This is a genomic window from Methylobacter sp., from assembly GCF_036845245.1.
Lineage (GTDB): Bacteria > Pseudomonadota > Gammaproteobacteria > Methylococcales > Methylomonadaceae > Methylobacter_A.
This window is the reverse complement of the sequence record NZ_DAIUEH010000009.1, coordinates 1-16,395: the sequence shown is the minus strand read 5'-3', so window position 1 is coordinate 16,395 and position 16,395 is coordinate 1. Positions and strand designations below refer to the sequence as shown.

Genomic DNA, 16,395 nt, shown 5'->3' with positions numbered 1-16,395 from the left:
TAGAAAAGTTATAGCTTTGTAAGCTTATTTGGCACGCCCTTTAAATCCCTGGGCCAGCAAAGGTATCTTATAAGCGGAACCGCGCCCTACCGCATAAAGCGTTTTCTTGTCCTTACCGGCAAACGCTATGTTTTGCGGTTTTTTAGGCAGGGCAATCACACCTAATGCTTCGCCTTTGGAACTAAACACTTCGATGCCGGAATTGGATGCGACATACAGTCTATCGCTATCGTCTATCGCCAGACCGTCCGCACCGCTGGACCAGACGTTGTCTTCATTCTTCCAGCCGTCCAGTTTGGCGCAGTTCCTTCTGTTGGAGATTGAGCCGTCAGCGGCGATATCATACGCAAGAACATATTCGCCAAGTGTATTGGCCACGTACAGCACAGTTTCATCTTTATTCAGCTGAATGCCGTTCGGGCGCTCAATATCGTTAGCCAGGCGTTTCAACTCGCCGGTCGGCGAGATGTAAAATACGCCCGGATGAGAAGGCGGCGGATTAGGGTTTTCCTTAGTCGGACGAGTGCCGCTGTCGGTAAAGTAAATACCGCCATTCTTGGCAAGAACGACATCGTTCGGCCGTTGAAATGCAACGCCTTCGAAATTTTCGGCGAACGTTTTTTGCTTGTCCGCAGGATAGATGATACCGACCTGAGGTTTAAGCGTTTGCACGGCGATAAGCTCGCCGTTCGCATTTAGCGCCAAGCCGTTTGCACCGTTTGAATTTTCCAAAAACGTTGAAACGGTATTATCGGGCGCGATACGCGTAATCCGGTTGTCATTGGTTTCAGTAAACAGCAAGCTGCCATCCGAATAGCCGATAGGACCTTCGGTGCCTTTGAAGCCGTCCTTGATCAATTCGATAATGACGCCGCCGGCCGATACGCCTGGAATGGCTGGCGTAACGGGATCTTCCGCCTGTACAGAGGCGGCAAATGCTAAAGCGCCCAGTAATGAAAATAATTTTGCATGTGAAGTTTTTAGTAACATCTTGTTCTCTGGATTTAAGTGTTGAATCAATTTAAACAATATCTGGCGGATAACTATCGACCTTTACTTCTATTTACTCGCGAATCAAAGCCTTTGGGTTGTCCAATCACGGATCAAAATGTAAGTAATCATGAAACTAACTCCTCTGGATAATTTATACATAATCAGATATCGCCCGGTTCTTTAAAACAAGCATCCCTAGCCAGCCCAGAGAGGGCTAGATTATTTTTTTGCGATAATTACTTACCGGGGATAGTCAAAACCGATAACTTGGTAATTCCTGATCTTTCTATCGATGACATCACTTTAGCTACGGTGCCGTATTGAACGGCATCGTCTGCGTTAAGGTTAAGCGCAATCTCTGGGTCGGCGGCCTTCCGGGATAACAATTCATTTTCAAAGGCAGCCAAGGCAATCTCCGTTTTGTCAATGAAGACCTTTCCCGTTGCATCGACACTGATATACACAGCTTCTTTTTCTTCGGGCGGCGCGGTCTCAGCAGTCTTCGGTAAATTGACATGTACGGCTTGAGTCAATAAGGGCGCTGTTACAATAAATACCACCAACAATACCAACATCACATCAACCAGCGGTGTGACGTTGATCTCGCTCATAACATCATCATCACCCCCACCGTCTTTTGTATTCATTGCCATCAGATTTATACCCCTTCCGTTTGTAAGTCTTCATGACTGGTATTATTAAGAACCGGTTTTTTCGTTGCGACGCTAGCGCGTGATGATGCATCCGGGCTAGGCGTTGAGCGTTTGATTAAAAATGAGGTTTTCAAAGCTAGATGGACAAAATCAATAGCGAAGTCGTCTAGAAATGCCCAAATTACCTTATTTCTGCGAATAAAAAAATTGTATCCGATAACGGCGGGCACCGCGACCGCAATGCCGACGGCCGTAGCAACCAGCGCTTCACCGATAGGGCCCGCCACAACCTCCAGACTAGCCGACCCGCTTTTGCTGATACTGGTCAGCGCCCCCATAATCCCCCAAACCGTACCGAATAAACCCACAAATGGCGAGATACTGCCGATAGTTGCCAATATGGACAAACCACTTTCTAATGCTCCACGTTCTTTCTGCATTTGTTGTCGCAGGCGTCTATCCAGTAACTCCTGGCGATCCCCGGTATGTTCAAGATCATGAGTGGTCGTGCCGCCGTCGGCTTCTATCAATGTGATAAAACCAACATCGGCGACTCTGGCAGCAGGTCCTTTATTATCTTCCAGTGCTGAGGCGGCCTGGAAATCATGAGCCCCCCAAAACTTCTTGCCATAAATTCGATTGTGATGAGAAATCCGCAGATGCTGTATGCCTTTGATCAGTATCAAGGCCCAAGTCACCACAGAAAATCCAATTAAAACCCACAAAGTGGCATCGACAATCAGCGCCGAAGTAATTTCCGTGGTCGCAGGCGTCCCGCTGATCGCACCTGCAACATCAGCACCTGAAAGCGGTATTTGATTAGCTGCCTGTGGAATTGTCGTTGCAGTAGATGTTGTTTCTGTCATAAATAAAACCTCAACGTTATAATTTAAAAGAGATAGGAACTGTTACCCAACCATCGATTGGAGTTTTTCCTCGAGTAGCCGGAGCAAATGACCATTTTTTAACCGTCCTAACCGCCTCATCGTCTAATACCGGCTTTCCACTCGACTTAAGCACGGAAACATTGTCAGGCTTACCGCTAGCAAGAACATGCACTTTCATTAACACCTTACCTTCCCAGCCGCGATCCATAGCAATTTCTGGATAAACCGGCGCCGGGTTATCCAAATAACCCGCACCACCGCGCGGCTCAGTCACTTTTTCTTCTACCGGAGGTGCCGGCGGTGCCGAAACCACCGGCGCATCGGTTTGCACCGCAGTTGGCGTGGAGATCGGCGGCGGCTCGACCTTTGGCGCCGGTTTCGGTTGCACCTTAGGCTTGGGCGGTTTATTAATTGCCACCACTTTCGGCGGCGGAGGCGGCTGGACCACCGTCTTCGGCTGAGGCCGAACAAACGAAATCTGCACTTTTGACGGCGGTTTGACCGGCTCGACCAGTTGTTCTTTTTCAACCGATGCATGCTTGAAGTGATCGACAAGTATGGTATGCGCCAGTATCGACAGCACAGCTATAACCAGATAGTCGATAACTTTGCTGTCGCGATAATCGGCGCTATGTCTAAAATTTCCCAACGCCACGGAAGCTGATGAAGTGGAAAAGCTTTCCATCAGTCGGCCTATGTCCTGATTGATCGGAACAACATCGGCCCTTTTCCTGTCCGGCGCGGATGTTGCCGACTCAAACTTATTAAAAGCCGCCAAAGGTCTATTCATGAGAGTTCTCCCGTTCATTAAAAAATCACCGGTCCTGTCCATTCACTGATAAATAGGAGGCTATAACCCCAACTGCCGACCGGTTTTAGCAGACAGTGTCTCTATCAATAGAGCATGTCCCATGCCATTTCTGGAATAATCCGTAAAAACGCCGAATAATCTTCCGCCTACAATCAATAACGTGTTGTATTTGCAGTGCTTATTTTTCATGTCAAATCTCTTGCCGATAACTGCCAAGCGAATATTTTTAACAAACGCTCAATTAACGGCTGCTTGTTGAGCATCAATTTTGGGAAGCTTTTGCTTGCAGGGTGTTCGCTGATCAACAGTTCGGGAACGCGATAACGGGAAATCAAAAGGGAAATGCTCAGATGTTTTTCAGCCACAAATGCGTTCGACAGTAAGCAAACGATTCCGACTGCTCTTCAATGCGGTGATTTTGTAAGCTTTATTAAGCAACTGCGGACAGAGCTGCGGTAATTTGCGACAATACTTGTATACTCCCGCTCAATCCCGATGCCAGATCAACTCGCCGTTCTTGTAAACCGACTTGACCCGGTGCAGCGGAATGGTATGCGTCCGGCCTTCGCAATCGATCAATTCGAAAACGCCGGGGCCATCCTTTGGAAATGCAACTTCAAGAAACGGCACGCGGATGATTTCGTGCGCTATCCGGTCGTAATAACCGATGACGAATTCGCCGCGGCCAAATTCCGGATCCCAGCGGATGCGATGCAGGAGGTCTTGAATGGGGATCATGATCGCGTTACCTGTTCGCCAGGATTTTAATGACACCGGTTCCGTCGGCGGCCGGAGCGATGTCTATCCGCGCCAGCCCGAAACGCTCAACCACCCAGGCATTAGTGACAATGTGCGAACTGATGCGCTCGATGCCGAGCATGGATTCGTCCCGGCACAAGGCGGCCGGCAGGATCAACTGATCGGCAAGATGCTGTTCCAAGGCAGCGCCCGAACGATAGTGATATAACAGCGCGGAACAGGCTTCCTCGGCGACTTGCTCGGCGGGCTTGCCACGTTTACCCTGGGCGCTGAAACCCGCCAAGCAGTTTTCATAATGCGCCGTTAAATACAGACCGGCTCCGGGACAGGCCGCTTTCAAAACGACCGCCTCGATTTCCGCGCTGATCCCGGCCTGCTCCAGAAGGTCGCGCGCGTGGGAAGCCATGCGCTCGCAAATATGGGCAGGCAGGTTCGCTGCCAGTGCACGTCCCGTAACCGCAACTAGCGCACCGCGATGTTCCAAGCGCAGCGGTAGTAATTTCCCGGCTTCCATGATTCGCAGCTTCACTTGTCCTTGCCCGACCGGGTACCAGCCGGAGCGCACCAGGGACAGCTCGACGTTCATGCCCATGCGGGCAAGTGTGGGTAGCCAGACATCGTGCACGTAATCGTATGAAGGACTCATGTTAACGTGCGTGCCGCCGCGCAATGTGACGGTGGATACGCCCGTCGTTAACGCCAGCGGCAGCAGCAGGGTTTGCAATACCAGCATGGCCGCACCGGAGCTGCCGCCTTCCCGTGCCTGGGCCACATCCAGAAAGTAATCGCCGGACCGGACCGGCGTGCGGGGAATGAATTGCAGGGCTTGCGATCCAAGTTCCGCGCCCTTCATTTCGGCGCTGCAAAGCATCGCCGCGGCCCGCACCGAAGTCAGATGCTGAGCCGCCAGTCCCGGCTTATTCCGGTTCGCACGGAGGTTTTCGATACGCACCGGACGCCCGGTGATGGCGGACAAACTCAATGAGCTACGCAGGATTTGCCCACCGCCTTCGCCGTAAGAACCGTCGATAATCAGAAACTCTGTCATATTAAATCTCCGGTATTTAAGAAGGATCCTGAAAACAACCGTTAAATCCTGAAAGTCGGCGTCGGCACTCCTGTCGAAAGCGAGTGTCGAGTAGAGTTTGTATCTACAAGATACATATCGATTTTGAGACCACTGTATTTATAAGACAAGACTTTGTTGAACCCGCCGGAATTTGACGAACTAGAGCGACAGCCGCGTCGATGCTCAAAAGCTGCCCGTTTCTTTGACCTGATGTGGATTAGATTAGCGGCGATAAGCATCACCTTAATAATGGAGTGCGGGCTTTGCCTGCAAGTACTGCGATGTTTTTTTAAAAACTGATGTTGCGCACTGTCCACGAAAGCGCAAGCAAATAAAGAGCCATATCTTTCTCGGCTGAGGGATTTCGCGACAGATAACTTTCGCTTACGGTTCATCAACACTCCGTAGGAGCGGGCCACGCCCGCGACATTTAGGCCGTAGTTGCAAATTTGTCGTACTCTTACGCGGGGCATGGCCCGCTCCTACAACACTTCGCTCTCGTTCCTACGGGCATTCCGTGGGAATGCCGTGACGGACGCGCTGCGTCCCGTATCTGCGACCTGAGTCATATCTCGCTACGCAGCGCGTGGGGACGAAAACAATTTATTGGTCCTATGATAGCTATATGTTTTGCTATACCCGCTTTTTATTATGTCATGCGTAACATCAGCTAATAACTAACTGATGTTACGCAGACGCATGATAAAAAAGCGTCGTCCACGAAAGACACAAAAAACACGAAAAAAAACGGTTCCAAGGACACCATCGGCAAAGCATACCCCGTTAGACCTTCCAGGTTTTAAAAACCAGAAAGGTCTGCCGTTCGACTTTTTTCCTGCCTGATTGATACTTTTTCCTTAACTGAATGGCCGGATGCAGTCTGGAATAAAATTATCTCAAGGGCCGCGAAAAAGACGTGAAGAATATCGGGTATGATCCTATCAGCGACCAATCCATGGCTGAACTTTTTCGTGCCTTTCGTGTTTTTCGTGGACGTACGTAACATCAGTAACTAAGTGGAGCTTGCACTCCTGCTATTATCTAAAAATACGGATTAACGCGCCGGAAATTCCGCTTCTTAATAAAGATGAAGCTCTTTAGCCGCAACCTGCAGCTCTTCGATAAAATGCCGCGTATATAAAGGCAGGTAGTTGTTTTTGAGGTAGGCGATCTTGGTTCTTGAGCTTGGAATAAGATGTGACAAATCCCGCGCTACCAAATCCTGGTCCATCGCCGGGTCATAGGCCATACCGGCAATAATGCCGACGCCCATCCCCAGCCGAACGTAAGTCTTGATCACGTCGGTATCGGCCGCCGCCAGGATGATATCGAGCGCCATGTCAGTGTTTTTAAACGCAGTCTCGATATTTGAGCGTCCGGTAAAGCCAAAGCTGTAAGTGAGTATCGGATAAGAGGCCAGCCGCTTGAGGGAAATGTCACCCTCACTCAGCGGATGATTCTGCGGCACCACCGCCGCATGATGCCATTCATAACAGGGTTTGATGACCAAGTCGGTATCTTCATCGACTTTCTCGGTACAGATGGCGATGTCCGCTTTCCGGGTATGCAATTTATTAATCAGTTGCTCGGGCGAGGCTTCCATCATATAAATCCTGACGCCCGGATATTTTTGCCTAAAACGCAGGATAGGTTTCGGTAGAAAATACTTGGCCTGAGTGTGCGTAGTCGCAATGTGCAGAACGCCCTGGTTACTGTCGATATAATCCGCCGCTATGGTCTGGATATTTTGTTTAGCCAGGTTAATGGCTGCGACTTCTTCCATGATGCGCCGCCCCAAAGTGGTTAAACCTATCAGCTTTTTGCCCTGCCGTTCATATAAAGGAGAACCCAATTCCTCCTCAAAAAGCTGCAATTGCCGACTGACCGCCGATTGCACAACGTGCATTTTTTCGGCCGCTTTTGAAAGGTTGAAATCGTTTTCCTGAAGCACGCGAAGTAATTCAATCTGGCTTAAATTCATAATAATTCCGATAGATTGCGCGCGGCTATATCGCAAAAAAGTGTCAACGCCCGGAGCGCATCAATAATTAAGTGGGTCACTCTATTTTGCCCCCTAGTAATGGCCGGCCTTATTATCTGATTATCCGATTTTATAATCCATTAATATCGCTATTAGAGAATACCAAGCGTTTCAACGATTTCGCCTTATAGAGCAATGACAACCTTCCTCATCATTCAAGCCAGCAGTTCGGATACTAGATTCAGACGACCATCCAATATCTATTTATAAGATATCGAGTTCTAATTATATCGTTTTATCAACAATCAAGACGGTACTAAGATATATCCCAACAACATGGCAGCCACCTTTGCCGCTTCTGTTTAGAACCGAAAGGCGGATCAAACAGATCAAATAACGTTATGCCTTTATGAAAGATAGTTAAGTTTTTTGTCACTCCTGAGCATACAAGGATGTTGTTGTTGCGGCGGGTTACGACCCGCCTTTTTTTATATTGGGAAAGCCCGTTAACACTCTTGCCAGCAACACGCATTGTCAGCCCGGAAACAAAATCCCATGCTTTTTTATATTGGTTTGGAGTAAAACTTATGCCATTACAAGACCTGGTAGAGTATTTTAATGATCGATTCGAACTTGAACACCGCTCAACTTATCGCCCATTCATTCTGGAAAACGGGGAGGTCAGCGGCCTTTTCGGCCCGATACGGATAGACAGTATTTTTTCCCCGCTCAGGCAAACATTAAAGCCCACGACCATTGTCGGCCATACCGCGCAAATTACCGTTGCTACGCATAAAACCCCGCCGTTGTATTCAAACGAGATTGAAAATATCCGTACCGATAGTTCGGTACAAGCGACCAATTTCGAGTCCATTATCAATTTCGACCGCTTGTCACGCACCGTACACATGCTGAACTATTTGGCGTTACCACGCTTACAAGGCCTGCTGTTTTTAGAAGTCGATCCGCGACATATATTGGGCATTAAACAGGATCACGGCGCCTATTTTGAAGAAGCGATTGCAAGATGCGGGCTGGAAAACAAAAACATCGTAATATCGATGGCCGTATTCAGCCAATATGACCGCTATTATCAAGAGTTGATTAACGGCCTGGATAACTATCGTCGGCGCGGCTATCGAATTGCCCTTAAATTCGATTATATACCTCAAAAAAACCAGTCGGATTTGATTACAAAACTATCGCCGGATTACGTTGCTTTCTCGGCGATAAATATCGACAGCAAAATTGAAGAAACCTTATATCAGCTAAAAGTCCTCGTGGCGTCAGTGGGTGGCCTCAGTATCTTGCAACAAATTGATGATAAAAAAACCGATACCTTAGCCCGTAATATCGGATTCGACCTAGTCGAAGGCAGTTACTACAGGGCCATCGCATTTGATTATTTTGATAGCGCCAAACCAAAAAAACTGAATATTCCTTTATCTGAAAATCGGTAGTAACCACTGACTGTCGTCTACTGGTTACGGCATTTGCTGCAAGAAAAGATCGGAAAGATACCTTTAACCGGTTAGCGTCCATAAAAGGCAATAATTATGTCTCCATATACAAACATTAATGCATTAGAAACGAAGATTGCCCGCTTCGAGCATCTGCTTTCCGCCGCCCCCATCACTATTTATACCCGCAAGCCGTTTGCCGACTTTAGTATTACTTTTATTTCCAACAGCGTAAAAGAATTATTAGGGCACGAAGCCGATGCGTTTATTTTTTTTCCCGATACATGGCTAAGCCATGTGCATCCTGAGGATCATCACGTCGTATTGGACAATTTTCATCGTATTCTGCTGGGCGATGCAACCCTCATTAAATACCGTTTTAAAATGAACGGTGGGCAATGGAAATGGATACGCGATCGAGCAAAATTAATTACCGACACAGCAGGGCATGCGTTAGAGATTATCGGTGGCTGGACGGATATGACCGAATTGGTTCAAACCGAAGAGGCCCTTAAGCAAAGCGAAAAAAAGCATCGTTTTTTGCTCGAACAAGTCAACGCCGGCGTAATCGTTCAGGCACCGGATACACGGGTGGTGTCAAGCAACCGGCAGGCCGCGCATTTATTCGGTTTAACCGAAAAACAACTGGTCGATAAATTAGCCGTCGATTTTAAACGGATTCTGTTAAATGAAGACGGCTCGCTGATCGCCTTTGATGACATCCCCGTAAACCAGGTCATTCATACCCACAAAGCGGTAAAAAACCGTGTGCTGGGTATTGAGCGCAACGATCTTAACGATATTGTTTGGGTTATGGTCAATGCGTTTGCCGAATTTGATAATAACAAGCAAATCAGCGCAATTAACACAACATTAATCGACATTACCCAGCACGTTAAATCACAGGAAAAAATTCATCGCCTCGCGCATTACGATTCACTGACGCAATTGCCTAATCGGGTTTTAATCAACGAACGTATCGAGCAGGCAATCCACTTTTCTTTCCGGGAAAATAAGAATTTTTCGCTACTGTTTCTGGATTTAGACGACTTTAAAACCGTTAACGATTCACTCGGCCATCATTACGGCGACATGCTGTTGCGGCAAGTCTCCCAACGTTTGGAGCGCGGTTTACGCGAAGTGGATACGGCCGGCCGATTAGGCGGCGATGAATTTGTGATCATACTGAGCAGCACTAATGCGGATGGCGCGGCGACTGCGGCGCAAAAAATCACCGACATGCTCAAAGAACCTTTTGACCTTGACGGACAAATTCTTTCGATTCAGACCAGCATCGGCATCAGCATTTACCCGAAGGACGGCCGTGACAGCAACACCCTGACCCGCCATGCCGATATTGCGATGTACCATGCTAAACAGGCAGGGCGCGGGCGCTTTTCGTTTTTTGATTTAAAAATGAATACACGTCTTGAATACCGCTTGGCAATGGAACGCGAACTGCGCCTCGCCATAGAAGAAGAGCAATTTTTACTCTATTACCAACCGCAAATCGATTTAAACAGTGAACACATTGTCGGTGTGGAAGCCTTGATTCGTTGGCGGCATCCCGAGCGCGGCATGATTTCACCCGCTGACTTTATTCCCATTTCGGAAGACTGCGGTTTAATCAACCCGATAGGCGAGTGGGTTTTACGGCGGGCTTGCGAAGATATGAAAGCCTGGCAGGCCTTAGGTCTTGCACCGCTTAAAGTGTCGGTCAACCTGTCATTGCGTCAGTTGCAGGAAGGCACGCTGTTTAACAAAATCAGTAACATTCTGGCTCAGAACGGTATTGCGGGCAGTCAGCTGGAATTGGAACTGACCGAAAGTGTGATGATGGAAAACCACGCCGTCACGCTTAATTTTATGACGCAATGCAAAGATCTAGGCATTCATTTTTCGATTGATGATTTTGGTACAGGCTATTCGTCGCTGAGTTATTTAACCAAGCTACCGCTGCTGGATAAGTTAAAAATAGATCGTTCGTTTATTCAGGAACTTTCTAAAAACAATGACGCGAACACCATTGTCAGCGCGATCGTCAATTTAGCCAAAAGTTTGCGCTTAAAGGTCATTGCCGAAGGAGTGGAAACCGGAGAACAACTGGCTTATTTGAGAAATTGCGGTTGCGATACGGTGCAGGGTTTTTATTTCAGTCCGCCTGTCAGTTATGACGCATTGACCCGATTACTCACACAAGAGGTGCTAGCCGCATGAACAAGTTAAGTTTTAAAGCCCGGATATTTTCAGGTTATGTACTTATTATCGGCATGATGATGATCATCGTTACCTCCACATTGCTGAATTACGCACATACCGAACAAAACCTTAAGACCATAAAAAACACTTATTTACCGAATGCGCTGGTGTCATCGGTTATGGCGCACGAGATAGTCATCTTGCAGCAATTTTTAACCGACGTTGCCGCAACTCATGATTCGGAAGGACTGGCCGATGCGCGAACCACCAGTGAAAACTTTAAAAAGAATCTTGAGGATTATAGACAGCGTTTAAGCGATGATCCCGAAGAGCAAAACAACATCAAGCTCCTTGAAGCTAATTTCGACAAGTTTTATAGCGACGGCAAACGCATGGCCTTCACCTTTATGGATAAAGGCATTGATGCGGGCAATGCGTTCATGGATGATTTTGATGGGACAGCAGACCGCTTGACAATGCAAATCGGCAACATTCGTGCTAAAGAAGCCGGCGCGGTAAAAAACAGCATTGATGAAATTACCGACTACGCACATAAGATGTATATTATTTTGTTGGTTCTGTCGGCGATTATTGTCGTAATGGCTTTTATCATCGCTACGCTGCTGACCCGTCATTTAAGCAAACAAATCGGCATCGATCCTGTTCATGCCAAAGGCATCGCCAAAGAAATCGCCAAAGGCAATCTATCGCGGCAAATCTATTTAAACGACGATGACGACAGCAGCTTGTTGCACGCGATGAAAGAGATGCAGCAGGAACTGCTGGAACGGCGTAACACCGAACAAAAAGCAACGGCCGAAATTCTCCGTATTAAAAACGCACTCGATAACACCAGCACCGGCATTATGATTGCCGATAATCACCGGCAAATTGTATATACCAATAAATCGGCGATATCCATCATTCGCGCTATGGAAGCAAAAATCCGCGAGCGGATACCCGATTTTTCTACGGATAAACTGGAAGGCAGCAGCATGGACGACTTCCATCAAAAACCGCAACACCAAGCCGATTTACTCGAAAGCTTAATACAAACCTACAGCGCGGATTTAGCATTAGATCAACGCACGATTCGTGTGATTGCCAATCCTGTAATTAATGAGCAAGGGCAACGTTTGGGCACGGTTGCCGAATGGCACGATCGCACCGCCGAAGTCGTTGTCGAACAAGAAGTCGCTGCAATTGTACAGCGGGCAGGCCGGGGCGATTTTTCCCAACGGTTTGATTTAGAGGGTAAAGAAGGCTTTTTACATGAATTATCCCAAGGCTTAAATGAATTATTAAGCACCAGCGAAACAGGTTTAAACGAAATTGCGCATGTGTTGGCGGCAATTGCGCATGGCGACTTGACTAAAACAATCACCAACGATTATGTCGGCACCTTCGGGCAGTTAAAAGATAATGCCAATATTACTGTTGAACAACTGAAAGCGATGATCGATCGCATTAAACTGGCAGCAGACAGCATTTATGTCGGCGCAAAAGAAATCGCTTCCGGCAACAACGACCTGTCGCACCGCACCGAAACCCAAGCGGCGCATTTACAAGAAACCGCGGCAAGCATGGAAGAATTTACCGCCGCAGTACAAAGCAATGCCGATAACGCCAAACGCGCTAATGAATTAGTGGCCGATGCGGTTGAAATCGCTACGCAAGGCGGTGAGGTCGTTAAAAACGTTATCAGCACGATGCAAAATATCAACGAATCTTCGCATCGTATTGAAGACATTATCACCGTCATTGACGATATTGCTTTTCAAACCAATATCCTGGCATTAAATGCGGCGGTAGAAGCCGCGCGTGCAGGCGAACAAGGCCGGGGATTTGCGGTCGTTGCGATCGAAGTCCGCAATCTGGCGCAACGTGCCGCTACAGCCGCCGATGAAATTAAACGCCTAATTGCCGATTCGGTGACTAAAGTTAATGACGGCAGTCAGTTGGTTACCCAGGCGGGCGATACGATGAATCGAATCATCGACGCAATCCAGGGCGTCACTGCGATTATGACCGGCATCAGTACGGCTTCGGATGAACAAAACGCCGACATTAGCCAAGTTAACCAAGCCATTAGAAAAATGGATACGGTCACCCAACAAAACGCCGCGTTGGTCGAACAATCCGCCGCCGCAGCGGAATCGCTTGAAGAGCAAGCACAAAATTTAGCGCTTGTCATAGGGGATTTTAAACTATAGAAATCCGTCAGGGCATGCTTTTAGACTCACAACTTACGACATGACTTGCCGTTCAGCTTTAACAACGAGACGAAATGAGCGCCCTGCCCCGGCAAAAAACAAAAACCGGGAAGGCCGCTCTCCTTCAACAAAATGATTTTCTACAGTGCCATTAATGCCGGATAACTTCTTTACCGCTTTGAATTTTCCGGACAACGTTGACCAGCCGGTCAATTTCCTCATAGGTATTGTAGAACGCCAGTGACGGACGTACCGTGCTTTCCAGGCCAAACCTTCGCAAAATAGGCTGTGCGCAATGATGGCCGGTACGGACCGCGATACCGGAGCGATTTAATGCCACACCGATATCCTGATTGCTGTGCCCTTCCAGCACAAACGACAGCACGCTGGTTTTTTCCGGAGCGGTGCCGATTAAGCGTAAACCGGGAATGCTCTTTAGCGCTTCCATACCGTAAACCAACAGCTCATGCTCATAACGGGCGACATTATGAATACCGATTTTTGTCAGATATTCCAACGCCGCACCCAATCCCACCGCATCCGCAATGTTGCCGGTACCGGCTTCAAAACGTGCCGGGGCAGGTTGATAGACGGTTTTTTCAAACGTCACATCGGCAATCATGTTGCCGCCGCCCTGCCAAGGCGGCATTGCGTCAAGCAATTCCGCTTTGCCGTACACTGCGCCGATGCCGGTTGGACCGAATATCTTGTGTCCGGAAAACACGAACCAATCGCAATCCAGCGCCTGCACATCGACAGCCAGATGCGAAATGGACTGGGCGCCATCCAGCAGTACCCGGGCGCCAACGCGGTGCGCCATATGGATCATTTCCTGAGCAGGCGTGATGGTGCCGAGCGCGTTGGAAACCTGGGTAAAGGACACCAGCTTGGTCCGTGAAGTCAGCAATTTTTGATACTCGCCCAGCAATACCTGACCGCTATCATCAACCGGGACTACGCGCAGCTTGGCGCCCGTCAGTTCGCACAATTGTTGCCACGGGACAATATTGGCGTGATGTTCCAGCCATGTGATGACAATCTCATCGTCTGCACGGATATTTTGCCGTCCCCAACTTTGCGCAACCAGATTGATCGCTTCGGTGGTGCCGCGGACAAAAACAACTTCCTCGGAAGAAGGCGCATTAATGAAATGTGCAACCGTATTACGCGCTTTTTCGTAAGCATCGGTCGATCGCGCCGCCAGTTCATGCGCCGCGCGATGAATGTTGGAATTCTCATGCTCATAGAAATACGAAAGCCGGTCTATCACCGCCTGCGGCTTTTGAGTCGTCGCCGCATTATCCAGCCAAGCTAACGGGTAACCGTTGACGCGTTCTTTTAGAATCGGAAAATCGCGACGAACGGCCTGGACATCGAAAGGCGGATGAGCGGAACCCAGACCGGCCGATTGCGCATTGAACCCGCCTGTTTTCAATTCATCCAAAAAATAAAATGACGGATTCGCCCCGGTAGCAGCGCTCGCCGGAACCTGTCCGGGCCGCGAAGAGAACGTAGCGAAGAACTCCTGCAACTCGGTTTCTCCGGGCAGACCGTAGGCTTGAGCCGACAAACCGGCGATTAATGAAGCGTCCAACTCAGCCAGGGAAGCGGTCAATCCCTGCGTTGCCGCCGAAGACGGTACCGAACTGCCCGCCGCCGTTTTTTGAATTGTCTCCGCCGCCGCGTTATTGGCAGCAAACAGTTTTTGCAGTTCCGTCTGAAAAACCTGCGACGAGATGCCCTCAGCCACCGACTTATCGGCGTCAGCCAGCGCTTCGTCAGCCGCCGGAACAGCAGCAATGCTTGCTGAAGGCGGCGGCGTTACCAGCAGCTTTTGCAATTGGTCTTCGCCAGGCAAACCGAAGTCGTGCTGAAAAAGGCCCGAAAGCACGGCTTTGTCCAGGCCTGCCAAAGGCGATGCTAAGCCGTTTGGCTGATTGCCCAAAATCGACCCTGTATCAATGCTGTCAGGAACGCTTTCGAAAGACAGTTTTCTTGGAGCGAACAGCTGCCGCAATTCCGCATCTCCCGGCAGGCCGAAGCCTTGCCCGGGAATGCCCGCTTGATCAAAGCCCGTCAAAGACGTCGCCGACCCGCTCTGCACTGCCGATGCGGCAAGACCGAGTCTCGAACCATCGCAAGGCAGAGCTGAAAACAACTCATTGGCCAGTTTGGTCAGCTGGTCTACATCGGGCAACAATGCAGAGTGATTTGAATTTTCCGTAAAACCTTGCTGCGCAGGACTGGATTGATCAAATTCACTTGTATTCATGGTATTTGCCCACTTCGACATTCTCGAGCACCCCGAGCGCATCATCAGTCAAGACCGCCAGCGAGCAATACAGCGAGATCAGATAAGAGGCTATCGCTTTGTGGTTAATACCCATAAATCGCACCGAAAGTCCCATGCTCAGTTCACCGGTCAGGTTAGGCTGATAAAGACCCACTACGCCTTGACGGCTTTCACCGGTGCGTAATAACAGGATGTTGGATTTGCCGTTGACAACTCTAAGCTTGTCAGTGGGAATTAAAGGCAGGCCGCGCCAGGTCAAGAACTGGGAACCGAACAATGTGACTATCGCCGGTGGTACGCCGCGACGGGTGCATTCGCGTCCGAACGCGGCAATGGCTTGCGGATGAGCCAGGAAAAACGCGGGTTCTTTCCACACGCGGGAAATCAGCTCATCCAAATCATCCGGCGTTGGCGCACCGTTTCCGCCGGGACGCGGCTGCACTTTCTGAGATGGCGCGACGTTATTGAGCAAACCGTATTCTGCATTGTTGATCAGTTCGCTTTCCTGGCGTTCTTTAATGGTTTCGATAGTCAAACGCAGCTGTTCATGGATTTGATTATGCGGGCTGCTGTATAAATCTGAAATGCGGGTATGTACGTCGAGTACCGTGTTAACAGCATTCAACCGGTATTCACGGCCCCATTCTTCGTAATCGACAAAGGTTTGCGGCAGTTCTTTTTCATCAAGGCTGGAACAATCAACCAGTAGAGCGGATTCGTTCTTAACTTTGTTGACCCGGTAAATACCGGCTTCGAGGGGTTTCCAGTGTAGTAGATGAACCAACCACCGAGGGGTGATGGTTGATAACATAGGGACGGTTTTGGTGGCATTCGCCAGTGTACGCGCGGCGACATCGCCTAGCGCGGTATGGGATTGGCCTTCGTGGATATCAGACATGATTTTTCCTATTGTGGTTAATGTAATGAGTTGTTTAATATCGTTCCCTCGCTCTCCAGCTTGGGGACTTCAGTCTCGAAAGCTCCAGCTTTCAGTGTTTCAGCTTCCAATTCCGCGTTCCCAGGCTGGAGAGACTGTGAAAGTATTCATGTGGGAGGGGCTTTAGCCCCGAAAGTCGG

The 16,395-nt window shown here is 48.9% G+C and carries 14 protein-coding genes; 3 read left to right on the top strand and 11 right to left on the bottom strand.

All coding sequences use genetic code 11. The features are described from left to right. Positions 1-24: 24 nt before the first annotated feature. From V7051_RS05800 to V7051_RS05760, 9 genes are all read right to left on the bottom strand, one after another. Positions 25-990, bottom strand: coding sequence for an SMP-30/gluconolactonase/LRE family protein (locus V7051_RS05800; RefSeq protein WP_333873993.1), 966 nt, complete (start codon positions 988-990; stop codon positions 25-27). A gap of 239 nt (positions 991-1,229) precedes the next feature. Continuing rightward, positions 1,230-1,646, bottom strand: a complete 417-nt coding sequence (locus V7051_RS05795; RefSeq protein ID WP_333873992.1) for an ExbD/TolR family protein — start codon at positions 1,644-1,646, stop codon at positions 1,230-1,232. A 5-nt stretch (positions 1,647-1,651) separates the two neighbouring features. After that, the gene (locus V7051_RS05790; RefSeq protein WP_333873991.1) at positions 1,652-2,512 is read right to left on the bottom strand and encodes a MotA/TolQ/ExbB proton channel family protein; all 861 of its coding nucleotides are present in this window, start codon (positions 2,510-2,512) and stop codon (positions 1,652-1,654) included. 16 nt (positions 2,513-2,528) lie between these two features. Then, positions 2,529-3,323 (bottom strand): energy transducer TonB, encoded by a 795-nt coding sequence (locus tag V7051_RS05785; RefSeq protein WP_333873990.1) that lies wholly within the window; start codon positions 3,321-3,323, stop codon positions 2,529-2,531. Positions 3,324-3,383: 60 nt separating this feature from the next. After that, positions 3,384-3,533, bottom strand: coding sequence for a hypothetical protein (locus V7051_RS05780; protein ID WP_333873989.1), 150 nt, complete (start codon positions 3,531-3,533; stop codon positions 3,384-3,386). After that, complete coding sequence (locus tag V7051_RS05775) at positions 3,530-3,709, bottom strand: hypothetical protein (protein ID WP_333873988.1); 180 nt, start codon at positions 3,707-3,709, stop codon at positions 3,530-3,532. The genes V7051_RS05780 and V7051_RS05775 overlap by 4 nt, the downstream gene beginning before the upstream one ends. A 121-nt stretch (positions 3,710-3,830) precedes the next feature. Then, the gene (locus V7051_RS05770; protein WP_333873987.1) at positions 3,831-4,082 is read right to left on the bottom strand and encodes a DUF504 domain-containing protein; all 252 of its coding nucleotides are present in this window, start codon (positions 4,080-4,082) and stop codon (positions 3,831-3,833) included. A gap of 7 nt (positions 4,083-4,089) precedes the next feature. After that, a complete protein-coding gene (gene rtcA / locus V7051_RS05765) occupies positions 4,090-5,151 on the bottom strand; it encodes an RNA 3'-terminal phosphate cyclase (protein WP_333873986.1) in 1,062 nt (353 codons plus the stop codon). A 1,099-nt stretch (positions 5,152-6,250) separates the two neighbouring features. Then, positions 6,251-7,153: a LysR substrate-binding domain-containing protein gene (locus tag V7051_RS05760; RefSeq protein WP_333873985.1), complete on the bottom strand. Its 903-nt coding sequence runs from the start codon at positions 7,151-7,153 to the stop codon at positions 6,251-6,253. A 587-nt stretch (positions 7,154-7,740) separates the two neighbouring features. Between V7051_RS05760 and V7051_RS05755 the strand changes: the two genes are divergently transcribed. The 3 genes from V7051_RS05755 to V7051_RS05745 all read left to right on the top strand — a co-directional run bounded on the left by V7051_RS05755 (position 7,741) and on the right by V7051_RS05745 (position 13,025). Then, positions 7,741-8,613: a hypothetical protein gene (locus tag V7051_RS05755; RefSeq protein WP_333873984.1), complete on the top strand. Its 873-nt coding sequence runs from the start codon at positions 7,741-7,743 to the stop codon at positions 8,611-8,613. A 96-nt stretch (positions 8,614-8,709) separates the two neighbouring features. Further along, a complete protein-coding gene (locus V7051_RS05750) occupies positions 8,710-10,830 on the top strand; it encodes a putative bifunctional diguanylate cyclase/phosphodiesterase (protein ID WP_333873983.1) in 2,121 nt (706 codons plus the stop codon). After that, entirely contained in the window at positions 10,827-13,025 is a 2,199-nt protein-coding gene (locus V7051_RS05745) for a methyl-accepting chemotaxis protein (protein WP_333873982.1), read from the top strand. The genes V7051_RS05750 and V7051_RS05745 overlap by 4 nt, the downstream gene beginning before the upstream one ends. A 151-nt stretch (positions 13,026-13,176) precedes the next feature. On the opposite strand, the gene V7051_RS05740 is transcribed toward V7051_RS05745, so the two are convergent. Further along, positions 13,177-15,297, bottom strand: a complete 2,121-nt coding sequence (locus V7051_RS05740; protein ID WP_333873981.1) for a family 2A encapsulin nanocompartment cargo protein cysteine desulfurase — start codon at positions 15,295-15,297, stop codon at positions 13,177-13,179. Further along, positions 15,284-16,216: a family 2A encapsulin nanocompartment shell protein gene (locus V7051_RS05735; protein ID WP_333873980.1), complete on the bottom strand. Its 933-nt coding sequence runs from the start codon at positions 16,214-16,216 to the stop codon at positions 15,284-15,286. The genes V7051_RS05740 and V7051_RS05735 overlap by 14 nt, the downstream gene beginning before the upstream one ends. Positions 16,217-16,395 lie beyond the last annotated feature (179 nt).

What these genes read in the sequence shown, in the direction of transcription:
- V7051_RS05800 (WP_333873993.1), bottom strand. Translation starts at nt 990, where the DNA reads ATGTTACTAAAAACTTCACATGCAAAATTATTTTCATTACTGGGCGCT.
- V7051_RS05795 (WP_333873992.1), bottom strand. Translation starts at nt 1,646, where the DNA reads ATGGCAATGAATACAAAAGACGGTGGGGGTGATGATGATGTTATGAGC.
- V7051_RS05790 (WP_333873991.1), bottom strand. Translation starts at nt 2,512, where the DNA reads ATGACAGAAACAACATCTACTGCAACGACAATTCCACAGGCAGCTAAT.
- V7051_RS05785 (WP_333873990.1), bottom strand. Translation starts at nt 3,323, where the DNA reads ATGAATAGACCTTTGGCGGCTTTTAATAAGTTTGAGTCGGCAACATCC.
- V7051_RS05780 (WP_333873989.1), bottom strand. Translation starts at nt 3,533, where the DNA reads ATGAAAAATAAGCACTGCAAATACAACACGTTATTGATTGTAGGCGGA.
- V7051_RS05770 (WP_333873987.1), bottom strand. Translation starts at nt 4,082, where the DNA reads ATGATCCCCATTCAAGACCTCCTGCATCGCATCCGCTGGGATCCGGAA.
- rtcA (WP_333873986.1), bottom strand. Translation starts at nt 5,151, where the DNA reads ATGACAGAGTTTCTGATTATCGACGGTTCTTACGGCGAAGGCGGTGGG.
- V7051_RS05760 (WP_333873985.1), bottom strand. Translation starts at nt 7,153, where the DNA reads ATGAATTTAAGCCAGATTGAATTACTTCGCGTGCTTCAGGAAAACGAT.
- V7051_RS05755 (WP_333873984.1), top strand. Translation starts at nt 7,741, where the DNA reads ATGCCATTACAAGACCTGGTAGAGTATTTTAATGATCGATTCGAACTT.
- V7051_RS05750 (WP_333873983.1), top strand. Translation starts at nt 8,710, where the DNA reads ATGTCTCCATATACAAACATTAATGCATTAGAAACGAAGATTGCCCGC.
- V7051_RS05745 (WP_333873982.1), top strand. Translation starts at nt 10,827, where the DNA reads ATGAACAAGTTAAGTTTTAAAGCCCGGATATTTTCAGGTTATGTACTT.
- V7051_RS05740 (WP_333873981.1), bottom strand. Translation starts at nt 15,297, where the DNA reads ATGAATACAAGTGAATTTGATCAATCCAGTCCTGCGCAGCAAGGTTTT.
- V7051_RS05735 (WP_333873980.1), bottom strand. Translation starts at nt 16,216, where the DNA reads ATGTCTGATATCCACGAAGGCCAATCCCATACCGCGCTAGGCGATGTC.